This is a genomic window from Luteimonas sp. TWI382 (assembly GCF_039674545.1).
Taxonomy (GTDB): domain Bacteria; phylum Pseudomonadota; class Gammaproteobacteria; order Xanthomonadales; family Xanthomonadaceae; genus Luteimonas.
On sequence record NZ_JBDJNS010000022.1, the window covers coordinates 1 to 15796 of the forward strand.

The 15796-nt window shown below is 67.8% G+C and carries 15 protein-coding genes and 1 other RNA gene; 10 read left to right on the forward strand and 6 right to left on the reverse strand.

Annotated features, from left to right (window positions below):
* Positions 1 to 600: 600 nt before the first annotated feature.
* Positions 601 to 1098, reverse strand: coding sequence for a hypothetical protein (locus ABE505_RS13030; protein ID WP_346444919.1), 498 nt, complete (start codon positions 1096 to 1098; stop codon positions 601 to 603).
* Positions 1099 to 1207: 109 nt separating this feature from the next.
* Positions 1208 to 1798, reverse strand: a complete 591-nt coding sequence (gene mntP / locus ABE505_RS13035) for a manganese efflux pump MntP (protein WP_346444930.1) — start codon at positions 1796 to 1798, stop codon at positions 1208 to 1210.
* A 375-nt stretch (positions 1799 to 2173) separates the two neighbouring features.
* On the opposite strand from mntP, the gene ssrA reads away from it, so the two are divergent.
* Positions 2174 to 2526, forward strand: a transfer-messenger RNA (tmRNA) gene (gene ssrA / locus ABE505_RS13040).
* 437 nt (positions 2527 to 2963) lie between these two features.
* On the opposite strand, the gene ABE505_RS13045 is transcribed toward ssrA, so the two are convergent.
* On the reverse strand, positions 2964 to 3239 hold the full coding sequence (locus ABE505_RS13045; RefSeq protein ID WP_346444917.1) for a hypothetical protein: 276 nt from the start codon (positions 3237 to 3239) through the stop codon (positions 2964 to 2966).
* A 329-nt stretch (positions 3240 to 3568) separates the two neighbouring features.
* Between ABE505_RS13045 and ABE505_RS13050 the strand changes: the two genes are divergently transcribed.
* Positions 3569 to 5680, forward strand: coding sequence for a CHASE domain-containing protein (locus tag ABE505_RS13050; RefSeq protein ID WP_346444929.1), 2112 nt, complete (start codon positions 3569 to 3571; stop codon positions 5678 to 5680).
* Between the two features lie 12 nt (positions 5681 to 5692).
* Here the strand turns inward: ABE505_RS13050 and smpB are convergent, their stop codons facing one another.
* Positions 5693 to 6193, reverse strand: a complete 501-nt coding sequence (gene smpB, locus ABE505_RS13055; RefSeq protein WP_047135116.1) for an SsrA-binding protein SmpB — start codon at positions 6191 to 6193, stop codon at positions 5693 to 5695.
* A 38-nt stretch (positions 6194 to 6231) separates the two neighbouring features.
* Between smpB and ABE505_RS13060 the strand changes: the two genes are divergently transcribed.
* Both ABE505_RS13060 and ABE505_RS13065 read left to right on the forward strand, forming a co-directional pair.
* Complete coding sequence (locus tag ABE505_RS13060) at positions 6232 to 6666, forward strand: SRPBCC family protein (protein WP_346444914.1); 435 nt, start codon at positions 6232 to 6234, stop codon at positions 6664 to 6666.
* Complete coding sequence (locus ABE505_RS13065) at positions 6663 to 6941, forward strand: RnfH family protein (RefSeq protein ID WP_346444927.1); 279 nt, start codon at positions 6663 to 6665, stop codon at positions 6939 to 6941. Before ABE505_RS13060 ends, ABE505_RS13065 begins: the two co-directional genes overlap by 4 nt.
* A gap of 8 nt (positions 6942 to 6949) precedes the next feature.
* On the opposite strand, the gene bamE is transcribed toward ABE505_RS13065, so the two are convergent.
* Positions 6950 to 7333: an outer membrane protein assembly factor BamE gene (gene bamE / locus ABE505_RS13070; RefSeq protein ID WP_346444912.1), complete on the reverse strand. Its 384-nt coding sequence runs from the start codon at positions 7331 to 7333 to the stop codon at positions 6950 to 6952.
* Between the two features lie 126 nt (positions 7334 to 7459).
* On the opposite strand from bamE, the gene fur reads away from it, so the two are divergent.
* Positions 7460 to 7864: a ferric iron uptake transcriptional regulator gene (fur, locus tag ABE505_RS13075; protein ID WP_241946076.1), complete on the forward strand. Its 405-nt coding sequence runs from the start codon at positions 7460 to 7462 to the stop codon at positions 7862 to 7864.
* Positions 7865 to 7988: 124 nt separating this feature from the next.
* On the opposite strand, the gene recN is transcribed toward fur, so the two are convergent.
* The gene (recN, locus tag ABE505_RS13080) at positions 7989 to 9656 is read right to left on the reverse strand and encodes a DNA repair protein RecN (protein WP_346444910.1); all 1668 of its coding nucleotides are present in this window, start codon (positions 9654 to 9656) and stop codon (positions 7989 to 7991) included.
* 117 nt (positions 9657 to 9773) lie between these two features.
* Between recN and hrcA the strand changes: the two genes are divergently transcribed.
* The 5 genes from hrcA (at position 9774) to ABE505_RS13105 (ending at position 15511) form a co-directional block, all read left to right on the forward strand.
* Positions 9774 to 10859 (forward strand): heat-inducible transcriptional repressor HrcA, encoded by a 1086-nt coding sequence (gene hrcA / locus ABE505_RS13085; protein ID WP_346444908.1) that lies wholly within the window; start codon positions 9774 to 9776, stop codon positions 10857 to 10859.
* Positions 10860 to 10964: 105 nt separating this feature from the next.
* Positions 10965 to 11495, forward strand: a complete 531-nt coding sequence (gene grpE, locus ABE505_RS13090; RefSeq protein ID WP_346444906.1) for a nucleotide exchange factor GrpE — start codon at positions 10965 to 10967, stop codon at positions 11493 to 11495.
* 122 nt (positions 11496 to 11617) lie between these two features.
* A complete protein-coding gene (dnaK, locus tag ABE505_RS13095) occupies positions 11618 to 13543 on the forward strand; it encodes a molecular chaperone DnaK (RefSeq protein WP_346444904.1) in 1926 nt (641 codons plus the stop codon).
* Between the two features lie 114 nt (positions 13544 to 13657).
* Entirely contained in the window at positions 13658 to 14785 is a 1128-nt protein-coding gene (gene dnaJ, locus ABE505_RS13100) for a molecular chaperone DnaJ (RefSeq protein WP_346444902.1), read from the forward strand.
* Between the two features lie 171 nt (positions 14786 to 14956).
* Entirely contained in the window at positions 14957 to 15511 is a 555-nt protein-coding gene (locus tag ABE505_RS13105) for a hypothetical protein (protein WP_346444901.1), read from the forward strand.
* Positions 15512 to 15796: the final 285 nt, after the last annotated feature.

Here is a 15796-nt window from a genome sequence, read left to right on the forward strand (position 1 = left end):
ATGAACGGGCGACCGCGCAAGACGCTCGGCTGGGCAACACCAGCCCAGGTGATGGAGAGGGAAATCATCGACTTCAAATCACGTGTTGCACTTGATTCTTGAGACCGCCCTGCCTTCTGGTGGCGAGTGGTCTAGCCAGGGCGACTGAGCGGCGCGGTGTTGGAGCAGCTCACCCGCAAGCTCCCACGCCAGCTTGATGTCAGCGGAGCGTTCTGAGGCCGGGAGGCGGCGAGCATTTTCGATGTGGCCAGCGAGAATCCGACTGGCGATTTGGGTTTGTGGGTCATGAGGCATGGGGAATCCGGAAATTAGAAGGAGTGACCCTTGCAGCGAAGCATCTCTGGAAGCTTTCGCAATGCCTGAAAACGAGCCCCAATTCACATTTGTGAGAATTAGTCAAAAACGCTCGACGTTTTGACACTTGGGCCGCCACATGACTGCATGCCAACCATCAAAACAGTCGCAACAGCCATGCAGCACGAGGCTCGCTATCATCACGGGACACAAAACAGGACACATCCTGATTTGAGTTCTGCATTGAGATCAGTGGGTTAGGTCAGAGTTGATCCGATCCCACTCTCTCCGCCAATCTTCCCGCCCTCAACTCAACGCCGACGCGTCCTCATACGGCAGATGCCGTGCACCCGCGGCCTGCAGCGCAGCCTCGGCACGCGCGAGCGCATCGCCTTCACCATCGATGACGATCAGGATGCGGCCTGCCTCGATCTCGTCCTCGAACGTGCGCCGCACCGGATCGGGCAGGGAGGCGCCGACCAGCGACGACGCCCAGGTGCCCACAGCCGCACCGCCCAGCGTGGTCAAGGCGACGCCAGCAAGCGTGAGACCCAGCGGGGGCACGGCGACCGCCACCAAGCCTGCGATCAGGCCCGTCGCGCCGCCCAGGCCGGCCCCGCGCATCGCGGCGTGCTTGAAGTCGGTGGGCGCCTCTTTCTGATGCTCGGGCACGCTTTCGAGTTCGATGTCCGACCGGGCAATCACCGAAATGGCATCGTCTTCGATGCCTGCGTCGCGCACCTCGCGGATGGCGGTCTGCGCGGCGGGCAGGGAATCGGTGCTGTAGACGCGGCGGACTTTCATCGAGGACGCTCCGGCTGGCGATCATTCGAGCTTCGGAGAGCCGTCGTGTGGCTGCCGTGAACCGGACGCCCCGGGCTCGCTGCCCGCGCGCAGGGATGACGCGGCGGGCCTATAACGCAGGCAGGCCGCCGCCACCGCCGAGGTGCTCATAGAGGATGGCCGCACCGATGCCGATCAGGATCAATCCGCCGATGATCTCGGCGCGCTTGCCGGCAAGCGCGCCCAGGACGCGTCCGAGCATGATGCCGGTGGTCACCATGACCAGCGTACAGATGCCGATGACGGTGGCCACCACGGCGATGTTGACGTCGAGGAAGGCCAGGCCCACGCCGACAGCCATCGCGTCGATGCTGGTGGCGAAGCCCGTTGCGGCAAGATTCCAGAAGCCGTGGCGCGCAGGTGGGTCGACGGCCTCGGTCTCGGCGTCCTTGCGCAGGCCGGCGCGGATCATGCGCGCGCCGAGCAGGCCCAGCAGCGCGAAGGCGATCCAGTGGTCCCAGGCGGTGACATAGGCGGCCGCAGCCAGGCCCAGAGCCCAGCCGATCACGGGCGTAAGCGCCTCGATCGTGCCGAAGATTACACCGGCGCGCAGCGCCTCGAGGAAGCGGGGGCGTCGCATCGCCGCACCCTTGCCGACAGCGGCGGCGAAGGCGTCGGTCGACATGGCGAAGCCGATCAGGAGGATAGAACCCAAGGACATCGTGAGTATCGATCGGGGCCGGGCAAGCGCGACGACGGCATGCCGGCACGCCCAACCCGCGTGATGCCGGTACACCGCTGGTCTCGCCAACCTGGACTGGTTGCACGCGCCACGATCGCAATGGACCGAGTGTGTTGACGCGGGCGCTTCCGCAGTGCGGAAGCCGGCTACTCCCCAAGGGGACGCGCATGCTAACAGCACAGATCGAACGATGCGACGTTATAGCCGATGACAATTCTCATAGTTGGAACGATTGCGTTGTGCGCGAGGCGGTCGGACTGGCCGATGAACTTGCCGTCGCGTATCGGCGCAGTGCGCTTGCATCGCAACACGGCGCCCCTATACTGCGTGCATCAGCGTAAGTTCTGATTTCCCGGGGGTGCCATGGCTTCGACGGGGGTCGCGAAATTACCTGGTGCATGCCGAGGGGGCAGCTTTCCTCGTAAATCCAGCGGCAAACTTTTAGTTGCCAACGACGACAACTACGCTCTCGCCGCTTAAGGCGTAAGCCCCGAACCCACTTGTGCCTGTGCTCGTGGATGTAGGGTCATCATCACAGGAACCAGCCGCGGCGGCCGCCTGTCTGCCGTGGTTGAACTGACAGGCTGGTCCCGGGATGCGCTTCGCGCACCGTGCTGTTCCGGGGCGAGATCCAACGGTGTGCTAAGCATGTAGTACCGGGGATGGAGTGCCTTCGGACGCGGGTTCGACTCCCGCCACCTCCACCAAAAATCGGTCTCCACAAGACCGCAGAAGGCCGGGAAAACGCGTTGGAACGCGCTTCCCGGCCTTTTTTATCCGTATCGTTATCGATACTGGCTAGGCGATCCGTTCAGTAGCACTCTGCGAGCCCGTAAGTGATGGACCCGCCGCCAGAGTCGTATGTCTGTACCTCCTCGAATGTCGCGCCCGAGTAGCCTTCACTGACGCACAGTTGGACACCCTTTGCACGGGCATCGTTGCGGGCCTGCTCCCAAGTCGCCCCATGTCCCCAAACCTCATAGACCGCACTTGCTGAGACGGCGCCAACTGAAAACAACAGCGCGAATGCAGCTATTGTGCGGACAGACGATTTCTTCATTCCATTGCTCCTTCTCGGCCGACATGGCAAGCCCAATCCTAGTTCATTCGGCATGCATTGGGTTGCGCGTCGTGGCATGTCGGTCTAGGAGCCGCGCCGCCCACGCGCATCGAGCACGCCACGGGCTGCGCGGTCGGAGGAGACCCGCAGGTGGAGCGATTTGCAGCGATCGATGCCGGCCAGTGTCAACGCCAATTGGCCATTGGGCGCCCGATCGACCAGGCCGCTGTCGATGAGTCGGTCGACGAGCGATGAGGCGTCGGGATCCAATGGCTGCTGCAGGTCGATCCGGGTCAGGCATTCGAGCAGATCCGACTCCTGATCGCCGATGGCATCGATTTCGATGGAGAAGCGGTGCATTGAGGGCTCTTGAAGCCAGGGGCCGCGTCCAGCGCCCCTTGGGGCTGCCAGGCTAGCAGCCGGCGTGCGCCCGGTCGGTGCGGTTCCGCGCTCAGCGCGGTTGGGATCGGGGGGCCATGCAGCTGGCGTGTTCGGCCGGTCGGACAGTCCCGGGACCCCGGCCCTCCCCGGCAGTTTCCTGTCTACGCCGGGTTGTCTGGCCTAGGGGCGCTGCCTTCGCCTCGCCAGGCCGTTATCCTGTCGCGATGGCTGGATCTTCGCCTTTTCAACGCTTTAGCCCCGCGTCCCTGCGGGCGCGTCTGCGCCGTGGGTATGGGCTCGCGGGGTTGGTGCTGCTCGGCGCGCTGCTGATGGTGGCGCTGTATGCACGCAATGCGAGCGAGCGCGAGCGGCGCTTGGCCGAGGGCAGCTTCGTGGCCGAGGCCGAACGCCTGGCCGATGCGGTCCGCCAGCGCCTGCTGCAGTACGAACTGAGTATCCGGGGCGGGGTGGCGCTGCACAGTGCGGCGGCGGACATGCCGACCACGCGGCAGTGGCGCGGCTATGTCGAGGGCCTGGACATCGCCCGGCAGTTGCCGGGCATGGTGGGGCTGGGCTACGTCGCCTATGTGGACCCGCGTGGACTGGCCGAGCTGCAGCTGCGTCGCCGGGCGCAGGGCGAGGGCCTGTTCCTGGTCACGCCGCGCGGCGCACGCGATAAGTACGGCGCGATCGTCTATTTCGAACCCGAGAATCCGGGGTCGCGCACGATGATCGGCTATGACCAGTACAGTGAGCCGTTGCGTCGGGCGGCGATGGAGGCCGCCCGCGACAGCGGACAGGTCCGCCTGAGCGCGCCGATGCTGCTGCGTCCGATGGCCGCCGACGGCGGGCCGGGCGTGTTGATGTTCGGGCCGGTGTACCGGACTGCGCGGTTCCCGGAGACGCCGGCCGCGCGCGAGAACGCGCTGATCGGCTGGGTGTTCGCCTCCTTCCGGTCTGCGGATTTCATCGACCGGTCCGGCGTGAGCAGTGGTCTCCATACGGCGTTCCGCATCGTGGATGTGACCGATGGCGCAGAGGCGCCCGTGCTGCAGACGCGCAACTTCGACGCCGACCCCTCGGGGCGGGTGCTCCATTCACTGACCCAGACGGTGTATGGCCGTACCTGGCGTTACGACTTCCAGCACCTCGGGCCGTTGACGTCGGGCGGCATGCGCGAGCTCCAGACCACGCTGGTGACCGGGGTGCTGGCCTCGTTGCTGCTGTTCGCGGTGGTGCTGACGCTGGCCAGGACGCAGTCGCGTGCGGAATTCCTGGCACGTCGGCTCAGCGATTCCTACCGTCGCAGCGAGCAGCGATTCCGCAATGCGATGCGCTATTCGGCGACCGGCATGGTGTTGCTGGACCGCAATGGCACCATTGTCGAGACGAATCCGGCGATGGCGCAGATCGCGGGTCTGGAGCAGGCGGCGATGACCGGAACGCGGCTGAGTGAGTACTTTGTCGACGCGCAGGACCAGGTCACGCGGACCCAGGAGATGCAGGCGCTGCGCGAGGGGGTGCATCGCAGTACCCGGCGCCTGCGCCGGTGCGATGGCGATATCCGCCAGGTGCACCTGGCCTCGACATTGGTGCTGGGCGAGTCCGACAGCGAGGTCACGCGGTTGGTGCAGGTCGACGACGTGACCGAGCGTTTGCGCGCCGAGGCGCAGGTGCACGCGCTCAACCGCACGCTCGAATCGCGCGTGGAGCAGCGGACCCGGGAACTCACCCAGGCCAACCACGAACTCGAGTCGTTCGCCTATATCGTCTCGCACGACCTGCGTGCGCCGCTGCGCAGCATTGACGGCTTCGGGCGGATCCTGGCCGAGCGCTACGGCGGTGCGATCGATGCGCAGGGGCAGGACTACCTGGCGCGGGTGCGCAATGCGGCCGCGCGGATGGATGCGCTGATCGATGCGTTGCTGAAGATGTCGCGCATCAGCCGCGGCGAGTTCAAGCGCAGCCCGCTGGACTTGAGCCGTCTGGCGGAGGAGGTGGTGGCCGAATTGCGCCATGCCGAGCCGTCGCGCCAGGTCGAGGTCGTCATCGCGCCGGGGCTGACCGCCGAGGGCGATGTGGCATTGGTACGCAACCTCTTGCAGAACCTGCTCGGCAACGCGTGGAAGTTCACCGCCGATACCGCCGATGCCAGGATCGAGTTCGGCCGCGGCGCCGACGGGGCGTTCTTCGTGCGCGACAACGGCGCGGGGTTCAACGCGGACTACGCCGGCAAGCTATTCCGCCCGTTCCAGCGGCTGCACCGCGAGGACGAATATAAGGGGCACGGCGTGGGCTTGGCGTCGGTCAAGCGCATCGTCGAGCGCCATGGCGGCACGATCTCGGCCGAAGGTGCGCCGGGGCAGGGCGCGACGTTCCGTTTCACGCTGGCGCGCGCGACCGAGCCGTCACCGCGCTGAGGCATCGGCTGGTCAGGCGTCCTTGTTGTGCCGGCGCAGCAGCCGCTGCTTGTCGCGGGCCCAGTCACGCTCGCGCTCGGTCTCGCGCTTGTCGTGCTTCTGCTTGCCCTTGGCCAGCGCGATCTCGGCCTTGATCTTGTTGCCCTTCCAGTACAGCGCGGTCGGCACGACGGTGTAGCCGTCGCGTTGCACGCGGCCGACGAGCACATCGATCTCGCGCCGGTGCAACAGCAGCTTGCGCGTGCGATGGGCGTCGGCGACGACGTGCGTGGACGCCTGGATCAGTGGGGTGATCTGGGCGCCGAACAGGAACAGTTCGCCGTGGCGGATGACGGCGTAGCTCTCGCCGATGTTGGCGCGCCCGGCGCGGATGGCCTTGAGCTCCCAGCCCTGCAGCGCCAGGCCGGCCTCGTAGCGGTCCTCGAGATGGTATTCGTGGCGCGCGCGCTTGTTCAGCGCGATGGTGCCGGTGCTGTTTGCTTTATCCTTGGCCTTGCCGCTTTTCTTGCTCATTCCCGCATTGTCCTCGAAGCACGTCCTCCAGGCGAGTCATGCCCAAGATCGAACGTAGCGCCCTTGTCGGGCAACCGGCCGAGCGCATGTTCGCGCTGGTCAACGATATTGCCGCCTATCCGCGCCGCTTCGCCTGGTGCGATTCGGCGCAGGTCATTGAATCGGGTGAGGACCGCATCGTCGCCCGGCTGGATCTGGGCCTGGGTGCGTTGCGGACCTGGTTCACGACCGAGAACACGCTCTCGCCGCCCGATGCCATCGACATGCAGTTGCGGGACGGCCCGTTCAAGTCGCTGCACGGGCGCTGGACGTTCCGGGCGCTGGATTCCAGCTCGTGCAAGGTGTCGCTGTCGCTGGAGTTCGAGCCGAGCAGCCGCTTGATGCTGCCGGCGCTCACGCTGGGTTTCCGCGGGCTCGCCGATCGCATGGTCAACGACTTCATCCGGGTCGCCGAGCGCGAGCCGGCCGGCTGAGCGCGACGATGCGGATCGAGGTCGTCGACGCGCAGCCCCGTGCGCACCGCAGTTGGACGCTCACGCTACCCGACGGCGCCGATGTCGCGATGGCGCTGTCCGCGCTGCCAGATCCCGCGGTGCTGGACGGCATTGCCGGCTATGCGGTGTACGGCGTGCGCGTGGACACCCGTGCGCGTCTGGCGGACGGCGATCGGCTGGAGCTGCTGCGTGCATTGCAAGTGGATCCGAAAGAGGCACGCAGGCGCCGCGCGGCGAAGCGCGACGCAGACTGAGGCGTCCGTCAGCGGCGCTTGCCGCGCTCCTTGGGCAGGTTGCCGAACTTGCGCATCTCCGCGGCCAGCTCCTGGTCGCGGTTGGGGAAGTAGTCGCCTTCCCAGCGCGCGAGCTGGTCGTTCTCGAAGTAGACCGTGAAGTTCTTCACCTCGGTCTGACCACTGCGGCCGACCCGCTGGGTGGCGGTGTAGTCCCAGCGTTGGTGGTGGAACGGGTCTGCGATCGCGGGCGAGCCCAACAGCGCCTCGACCTGTGGCTTGCCCATGCCCACCTGCAACTGTTCGACCGCGGACTGCTCGATCAGGCTGCCCTGGTAAATCGGCTGCTTGTAGACCAGGGCGCAGCCGCTGGTGGCCAGGACGAGGGCCGAGACGAGAATGACTTTCTGCATGGCGGAGGGCACGGGCCGGGGCTGCGGAGACCGGGCCGATGATACACTGCGCCCACGCCGCCACCGCGATTCAGGCAGCCGGCGTTCAACCGCCAGTGAATGCCGGCCTGTACTCGGAGACACTTCATGGAATCGCTCGACCTGCGCAAGGCAGGACTGAAAGTCACTCACCCGCGCATGCGGATCCTGGACCTGCTGGAGCAGCGCACGCCGCGCCAGCACCTGACCGCCGAGGACATCTACCGGCAGTTGCTCGAGCAGGGCGACGAGATCGGACTGGCGACGGTGTATCGGGTGCTCACCCAGTTCGAGGCCGCCGGCCTGGTGCTCAAGCACAATTTCGAGGGCGGGCACGCGGTGTATGAACTCGACCGCGGCGGCCACCACGACCACATGGTGGACGTGGACACCGGCAAGATCATCGAGTTCGAAAGCGCCGAGATCGAGAAGCTGCAGCACGAGATCGCCGAGCGCTACGGCTACCATCTCGAGGACCACTCGCTGGTGCTGTACGTCCGCAAGAAGCGCTGAGACGTCCGAACCCGATTACCGCGCCACCGGCGATGGTCGGTGTTGGTGCCGCATGTCGCCGGTCGATGGCATGCCAGGTGTGCATGCGTTCTTGGGGCGGAACTTGGGGCGCAGGTCCGTCCCGTCAGACCATGCCCTGCAGCAGCTTGCGGGCGGCGGCGCGGGCTTCGCTGCTGACCTCGACGCCGCCGAGCATGCGCGCCAGTTCCTCGGTCCGGGCGTCGGCCTCGAGCAGGCTGACGCGGCTTTCGGTCGCGCCGCCGCTGGTGACCTTGTGGACCCGATAGTGCGCATGCCCCTTGGAGGCGACCTGGGGCAGGTGGGTCACGCACAGCACCTGGCGGCTCGCGCCCAGGGCGCGCAGCTTGTGGCCGACGATGTCGGCGACTGCGCCGCCGATGCCCGAGTCGACCTCGTCGAAGACCATCGTCGGCACCGCGTCGTGGCCCAGCGCCGCGACCTCGATCGCCAGCGAGATCCGCGACAGCTCGCCGCCCGAGGCCACCCGGCGCAGCGGCCGTGGTGGCTGGCCCGCGTTGGCCGAGACCATGAATTCGATGCGCTCGGCGCCCTGGGGGTCGGGCCGGTCGTGCTCGACCGGCTCGAATGCAATGTCGAACGTCCCGCCGCCCATGCCGAGCTCGTGGATCAGGGCGGTCGTCGCCTTCGATAGCGCCTTGCCGGCCTTGCGGCGGGCTGCGCCCAGGCGGTCGGCGGCGGTGCGCCAGCGCGCGAGTGCGGCGTCGATCTCGTCGTCCAGGCGCGCCAGACGTTCGCCGGCGCCGTCGAGCTGCTCGAGTTCGCTGGCCAGCCGCTGCCGGACCTCGCCCAGCTCCTCGGGTGTGACCCGGTGCTTGCGCGCCAGGTCGTGCAGCCGGCCCAGACGTTGCTCGAGCAACTCGAGCTCGGCCGGGTCGATATCGAGGTCGTCGCGGACCTGCCCGAGCAGGCGGGTGGCCTCGTCGAGCTGGATCGAGGCGGCGTCGAGCATCGCATCGACCTCGCCCAGACGGGGCTCATGGGCGCGCATGCGGCCCAGGTCGTGGCGCAGCGCGTGCAGGGCCTGCGGCAGGCCGACCGCATCCTCGCCGCTCATCCGCGCCAGCGCCGCGTCGCAGGTCTGGATCAGGCCCGCCGCGTTCGCATGGCGGCGGTGGGCAGCGTGCAGGTCGGCGATCGCCTCGGGCTCGAGCCGCTCGCCTTCCAGTTCGTCGAGCTGATGGCGCAGCCAGTCGCGGCGCTCGCCGACATCGCCGATACCGATCAGCGCCTCGCGCTCGCCCTGCAACGCGCGCCAGTCTTGGGCGGCGCCGCGGACCGCGGCCAGCAGGGTGCCATTGCCGGCCTGGGCATCGAGCAGCGCCAACTGGCTGCCGCGCGCCAGCAGCGCCTGGTGTTCATGTTGGCCGTGGATCTCGACCAGACGTCCGGCGAGCTCGGAGAGCTGGGCGATCGTCGCCGGGCGGCCGTTGATCCAGGCCCGCGAGCCGCCGTCGGCGCGCAGCGTGCGGCGCAACTGGCAGGTGGCGCCTTCGTCGAACTCGTTGTCGCGCAGCCAGCGCAGCGCCGGGGCGGCATCGTCCAGCGCGAACTCGGCGTGCAGCTCGGCGCGCTCGGCGCCGTGGCGGACGATGCCGCTGTCGGCGCGCTGGCCGGACAGGAAGCCCAGCGCATCGACCAGCAGCGACTTGCCGGCACCGGTCTCGCCGGAGATGACGGTCAACCCCGGTCCGAACTCAAGGTCGGTGGCGGTGGCGACGGCGAAGTTGCGGATGGCAAGGTGGGTGAGCATCGGTGGAATTGTGCCTTGGCAGCCTGCGGTCGTGTAGCGGCGGCTTGATAGCCCCTGCGCGTCTCATCGGCTAAGACCGCGCTTGCATCGGTGGCGGCGGCGCCGTATACCGCCCGCATGTCGTCCGATGTCCGCCATCCGCTGGATCCGCGCGCCCGCCAGCTGCTGCGCACGCTGATCGGGCGGCATATCCGCGACGGCGAGCCGGTCGGTTCGCAGACGCTCGCCCGGCATGCCGGGCTGGACGTGAGCCCGGCGACGATCCGCAACATCCTGGCCGACCTGGAGGAGGCCGGGCTGCTCAGCTCCCCGCACACCTCGGCCGGGCGCGTGCCCACCGCGCAGGGCTACCGGGTGTTCGTCGATTCGCTGCTCCAGGTCAAGCCGCTGCGCGAGCAGGAGCTGCTGCGCTTGCGCGGGGAGCTGACCGGGGCCGGCGGGCACCAGTCGCTGCTGGGCAGCGCCTCGGAACTGGTCTCGGCGATGACGCGCTTCGTCGGGGTGGTCTCGGTGCCGCGGCGCGAGCAACTGGCGTTCCGGCACATCGATTTCGTGCCGCTCGACGGTCAGCGGGTCATGGCGATCATCGTCTTCGCCGACCACGAAGTGCAGAACCGGATCTTCCAGACCCGGCGCAGCTTCGACGCCGCTGAGCTCGAGCGCGTGGCCAACTACCTCAACCAGCATTGCGCTGGCCGGCCGATGGCCGCGGTGCGGGCGACGCTGGTCGAAGAACTGCGCCATGCCCGCGACGAGATGGAAGCGTTGCTCGCGCAAACGATGGAGCTGGCCGAGCAGGCCTTGGTGCCGGCCGACGAGGATATGGTGCTGGCCGGGCAGAACCGGCTGATCGGGGTGCAGGACCTCTCGGACCTGGACCGGCTACGCGAATTGTTCGAGGCGTTTTCCCGCAAGCGCGAGATCCTGCAGTTGCTCGAGCGCACCCTGCACGCGCCGGGCGTGCGCATCTTCATTGGCGAGGAAACCGGCCTGGCGCCGCTGGAGGGCGTGTCGCTGGTCACCGCGCCGTACGCGGCGGGCGGACGGACACTCGGCGTATTGGGGGTGATCGGCCCGACCCGCATGGCCTACGACCGGGTGATTCCGGTGGTGCAGGCGACCGCGGACTTGCTGGGCGCCGCGCTCGGCGCTCACCCGTCGGCGGGCGAGGGCGCCGCGGGCCGTACGCCCGACGCGGCCTGAGCCGCCAGGCGCGACGCGCCAATTCCCCGGCCGTGGCTTGAAACCGCGGCGGCCAGCCCCATAGCTGGGCGGGTCGGCGGCCAGACGCCCGCCCCGGAACCGGACATGACCCAGGAACAGCACGAGACGCAGCACCCCGAAATCCACGAGTCCGACGACCAGGCCACGCCGGTCGAGGCCCAGCTGACCGAACAGGTCGAGCTGCTGAAGGCCGAACTCGAGCAGGTGCGCGCACAGAGCCTGCTCGAGCGCGCCGACCTGGAAAACCAACGCAAGCGCCTGGCGCGCGAGATCGAGACCGCACGCCGGTTCGCCAATGAGCGCTTGCTCTCGTCGCTGGTGCCGGTGTTCGATGCGCTCGAGGCCGGCTTGGCGAGTGCGCCGGAGAATGATCCGCTGCGCGCCGGCGTCGAACTCACCCTGCGCGAACTGGTCAAGGCGACCGAGAGCAATGGCCTGCGCGTGGTCGCCCCGGCGGCCGGCGACGCCTTCGACCCCGAGCAGCACCAGGCGATGAGCATCGTCGAGGTGCCGGGCGTGCCGCCGGGCGCGGTCGCCCAGGTCTTCCAGAAGGGCTACCTGCTCAACGAGCGCCTGCTGCGCCCGGCGATGGTGGTGGTCGCCAAGGCCGACTGAGCGCGCGCCGCGCCATCGCGCGTCACACCGCTTGAACGCTGTGTTGCGCGCCCCCAGATACCCCGCATCGACGGCCACGCCGCCGTCCCCGCACAACGACATTTCCTAGAGGAAGCATTGCAATGGCAAAGATCATCGGCATCGATCTCGGCACGACCAACTCGTGCGTGGCGATCATGGACGGCGGCAAGGCCAAGGTCATCGAAAACAGCGAAGGCGACCGCACGACGCCGTCGATCGTCGCCTACACCAAGGACGGCGAGGTGCTGGTCGGCGCCTCCGCCAAGCGCCAGGCCGTCACCAACCCCCACAACACGTTCTTCGCGGTCAAGCGTCTGATCGGCCGCAAGTTCAAGGACGCCGAGGTCCAGAAGGACATCGGCCTGGTCCCCTACAAGATCCTCGAGCACGACAACGGCGATGCCTGGGTCGCGACCAGCGACGACAGGAAGCTGTCGGCGCAGGAAGTCTCGGCGCGCATCCTCGAGAAGATGAAGAAGACTGCCGAGGACTACCTGGGCGAGAAGGTCACCGAGGCGGTGATCACGGTGCCGGCGTACTTCAACGACAGCCAGCGCCAGGCGACCAAGGACGCCGGCCGCATCGCCGGCCTCGACGTCAAGCGCATCATCAACGAGCCGACCGCGGCCGCGCTGGCCTATGGCCTGGACAAGAGCGGCGGCGACCGCAAGGTCGCGGTCTACGACCTGGGCGGCGGCACGTTCGACGTGTCGATCATCGAGATCGCGGAAGTCGACGGCGAGAAGCAGTTCGAGGTGCTGGCCACCAACGGCGACACGTTCCTCGGCGGTGAGGACTTCGATGCCCGCGTCATCGATTATCTGGTCGAGGAGTTCCAGAAGGATCAGGGGATCGATCTGCGCAAGGATCCGCTGGCGCTGCAGCGCCTGAAGGATGCGGCCGAGCGCGCCAAGATCGAGCTGTCGTCGTCGCAGCAGACCGAGGTCAACCTGCCCTACGTCACCGCCGACGCCTCGGGTCCGAAGCACCTGAACATCAAGCTGACCCGCGCCAAGCTCGAAGCGCTGGTCGAGGACCTGATCAAGCGTTCGATCGAGCCCTGCCGCATCGCGCTCAACGATGCCGGCCTGCGCGCGTCCGACGTCAACGAGGTCATCCTCGTCGGCGGCCAGACCCGCATGCCCAAGGTGCAGCAGGCCGTTGCCGACTTCTTCGGCAAGGAGCCGCGCAAGGACGTGAACCCCGACGAGGCGGTCGCGATCGGTGCGGCGGTGCAGGGTGGCGTGCTGGCCGGCGACGTCAAGGACGTGCTGCTGCTCGACGTGACCCCGCTGAGCCTGGGCATCGAGACCCTGGGCGGCGTGTTCACCAAGATCATCGAAAAGAACACCACGATCCCGACCAAGGCTTCGCAGACCTTCTCCACCGCCGACGACAACCAGTCGGCCGTGACCGTGCACGTGCTGCAGGGCGAGCGCGAGCAGGCCCGCTTCAACAAGTCGCTGGCGCGCTTCGACCTGACCGGCATCGACCCGGCGCCGCGCGGCATGCCGCAGGTGGAGGTGTCGTTCGACATCGATGCCAACGGCATCCTGCACGTGTCGGCCAAGGACAAGAAGACCGGCAAGGAGCAGAAGGTCGAGATCAAGGCCGGTTCGGGCCTGTCGGATGACGAGATCCAGCGGATGGTCGCCGATGCCGAGGCGCACCGCGAGGACGACCGCAAGTTCCAGGAGCTGGTCGCCGCGCGCAACCAGGCCGATGCGCTGGTGCACGCGACCCGCAGCGCGATCAAGGACAACGGCGACAAGGTGCCCGGCGATGTGATCGGCAATGCCGAGGCTGCGATCGCCGAGGTCGAGACCGCGATGAAGGGCGACGACAAGGCGCAGATCGAGGCCAAGTCCAAGAAGCTCGAGGAAGTCTCCCAGCAGCTGTTCGCCGCTGCTGCCGCGGCCGGCCAGCAGGGCGGTGGCGACGTCGGTGGGCAGGGCGATGCGCCCAAGTCCGACGACGTGGTCGATGCCGAGTTCACCGAGGTCAAGGACGACGAGAAGAAGGCGTAATCGCTGGCGTCGTGATGCGTGATCGAAAGAAGCGGAGCTCGGCTCCGCTTCTTTCTCACGCGCTCACGCACTGACGCTTCGCATCACCCATCACGCATTACGAATCACGGCCTCATGAGCAAACGCGACTACTACGACGTCCTTGGCGTCTCCCGCACCGCCAGCGAAGACGAGTTGAAGAAGGCGTATCGCCGCTGCGCGATGAAGCACCATCCCGACCGCAACCCGGGAGATGCCGCCGCCGAGGCTGCGTTCAAGGAGTGCAAGGAGGCCTACGAGGTGCTCTCGGACGGCGGCAAGCGCCGGATGTACGATCAGCACGGACATGCGGCGTTCGAGCACGGCATGGGCGGCGGCAATGCCGGGCCGGGGTTCGGCCCGGACATGGGCGATATCTTCGGCGACATCTTCGGCAACATCTTCGGCGGCGGCGGACGCAGCGGCCCGCGTCGCGGTGCCGACGTGGGCTATGTGATGGAGCTCGATCTCGAGGAGGCGGTCGCCGGTGTCGAGAAGCGCATCGAGCTGCCGACGTTGACCGGGTGCGAGGACTGCAACGGGAGCGGCTCGGAGGACGGCAAGCGCGAGACCTGCTCGACCTGCGCCGGTCGCGGTCAGGTGCGCATGCAGCGCGGGCCCTTCACGATGCAGCAGGCCTGTCCGCATTGCGGCGGGCACGGCCAGGTCATCGCCAATCCCTGCAAGACGTGTCGCGGTGCCGGTCGGGTCGAAGACGAGAAGGTGCTGTCGGTGAAGATCCCTGCCGGCGTCGATTCGGGCGATCGCATTCGGCTGTCGGGTGAAGGCGAGGCCGGTCCGGCCGGTGCGCCGCCCGGCGACCTGTATGTGGAAGTGCGGGTGCGGCCGCACGACATCTTCGTGCGCGACGGCGACGACCTGCACTGCGAGGTGCCGATCCGCATCTCGCAGGCCGCGCTCGGCGACACGGTCCGCGTGCCCACGCTCGGGGGCGAGGCCGAGATCCGCATTCCGGCCGAGACCCAGACCGGCAAGGTGTTCCGCCTGCGCGACAAGGGTGTCAAGTCGGTGCGCAGCCGCTCGGTCGGCGATCTGTATTGCAAGATCTTCGTCGAAACGCCGGTCAATCTCACCGCCGACCAGCGCGATCTGCTGCAACGCTTCGAGGCAACGTTCACCACGGAGAACGCACGCCGGCATTCGCCCAAGTCGAGCACCTTCATGGACGGCGTCAAGGGGTTCTGGGAGCGCATGACGTCCTGATCGCGTCGCGCGCGCAGGACCGCCGCGCAGGACGTTGTCGAGTTGCGCGCGCCCCGCGCCTGATGGCCAGGCACGCAGCGAGACGCGTTCGGGATTGAGGGCGCGCATCAGATCGAGATCGACGCGGTCTGCGAGCGGGCCGTTCTCCAGACTCGCGGCCATGTGTGCCAGGTGGGCATTGGCCGCCAGGACCTCGTCCGGGAATCGCGCATAGGCGATGGGTCTGCCGGCAGCGTGCGAGAACGCTGCCTCCAACGCCCGACCTGTCGCCCGATCGCTGGCGATCTTCAACGTCTTGCCGGCGAATCGCGTCCTGTCGGCGAACAGGGCGGCGACGATCTTGCCGAGGTCCTGCACCGCGATGAGCTGGATCGGATGCGCGCGGTGGATCAGCGACACCCCTCGCCCCTGGTCGAGCCCAGCGCCGGGGCGCACCAGCATGTCCAAGAGGGTCGTCGGCCGCACGATGGTGGCCGCAAGGGGCAATGCGCGGATGTGGGCCTCGATCCGCGGTTTGGCGTCGAAGCGCGCCACCCCGGTCGGTACGTCGCCGACGCTCGCACCCGACGAGTAGACGAAGTGAGCGACCTCGTGCGCTGCCGCCAGATCGGCAACCTGCGGCCCATGCCGCACCTCGTTCTCGGCCGACAGATCGGCCGGCATCACACTGAAGACGCCATGCGCGCCCGCCATCGCCGATGCCAGGACATCGGCATCGTCCAGTGATCCGGGCACGAGATCGGCGCCAGCGTCCCGCAGCGCGATGGCGGCGGGCCGGGAGGGAGCGCGCGAACGGGCCATGGCGTCTTCAGCAAGGCGCGGGCCGCCGACCCGCCTTGCCGTCCGGTTGCCGAGACGCCGACCGCCGCTGACGGCGTATCGCTCGGCGGGTCCTGCCGGCCCCAGTCTTTGCTGGCAACAGGCCATCGGGTCGCCGCATGATGCGCTGGTCTCAAGCGGGAGGCCGCTTGACGGTTGGGGGCGCGCTGACTAGCCCGATCAGTATCCACA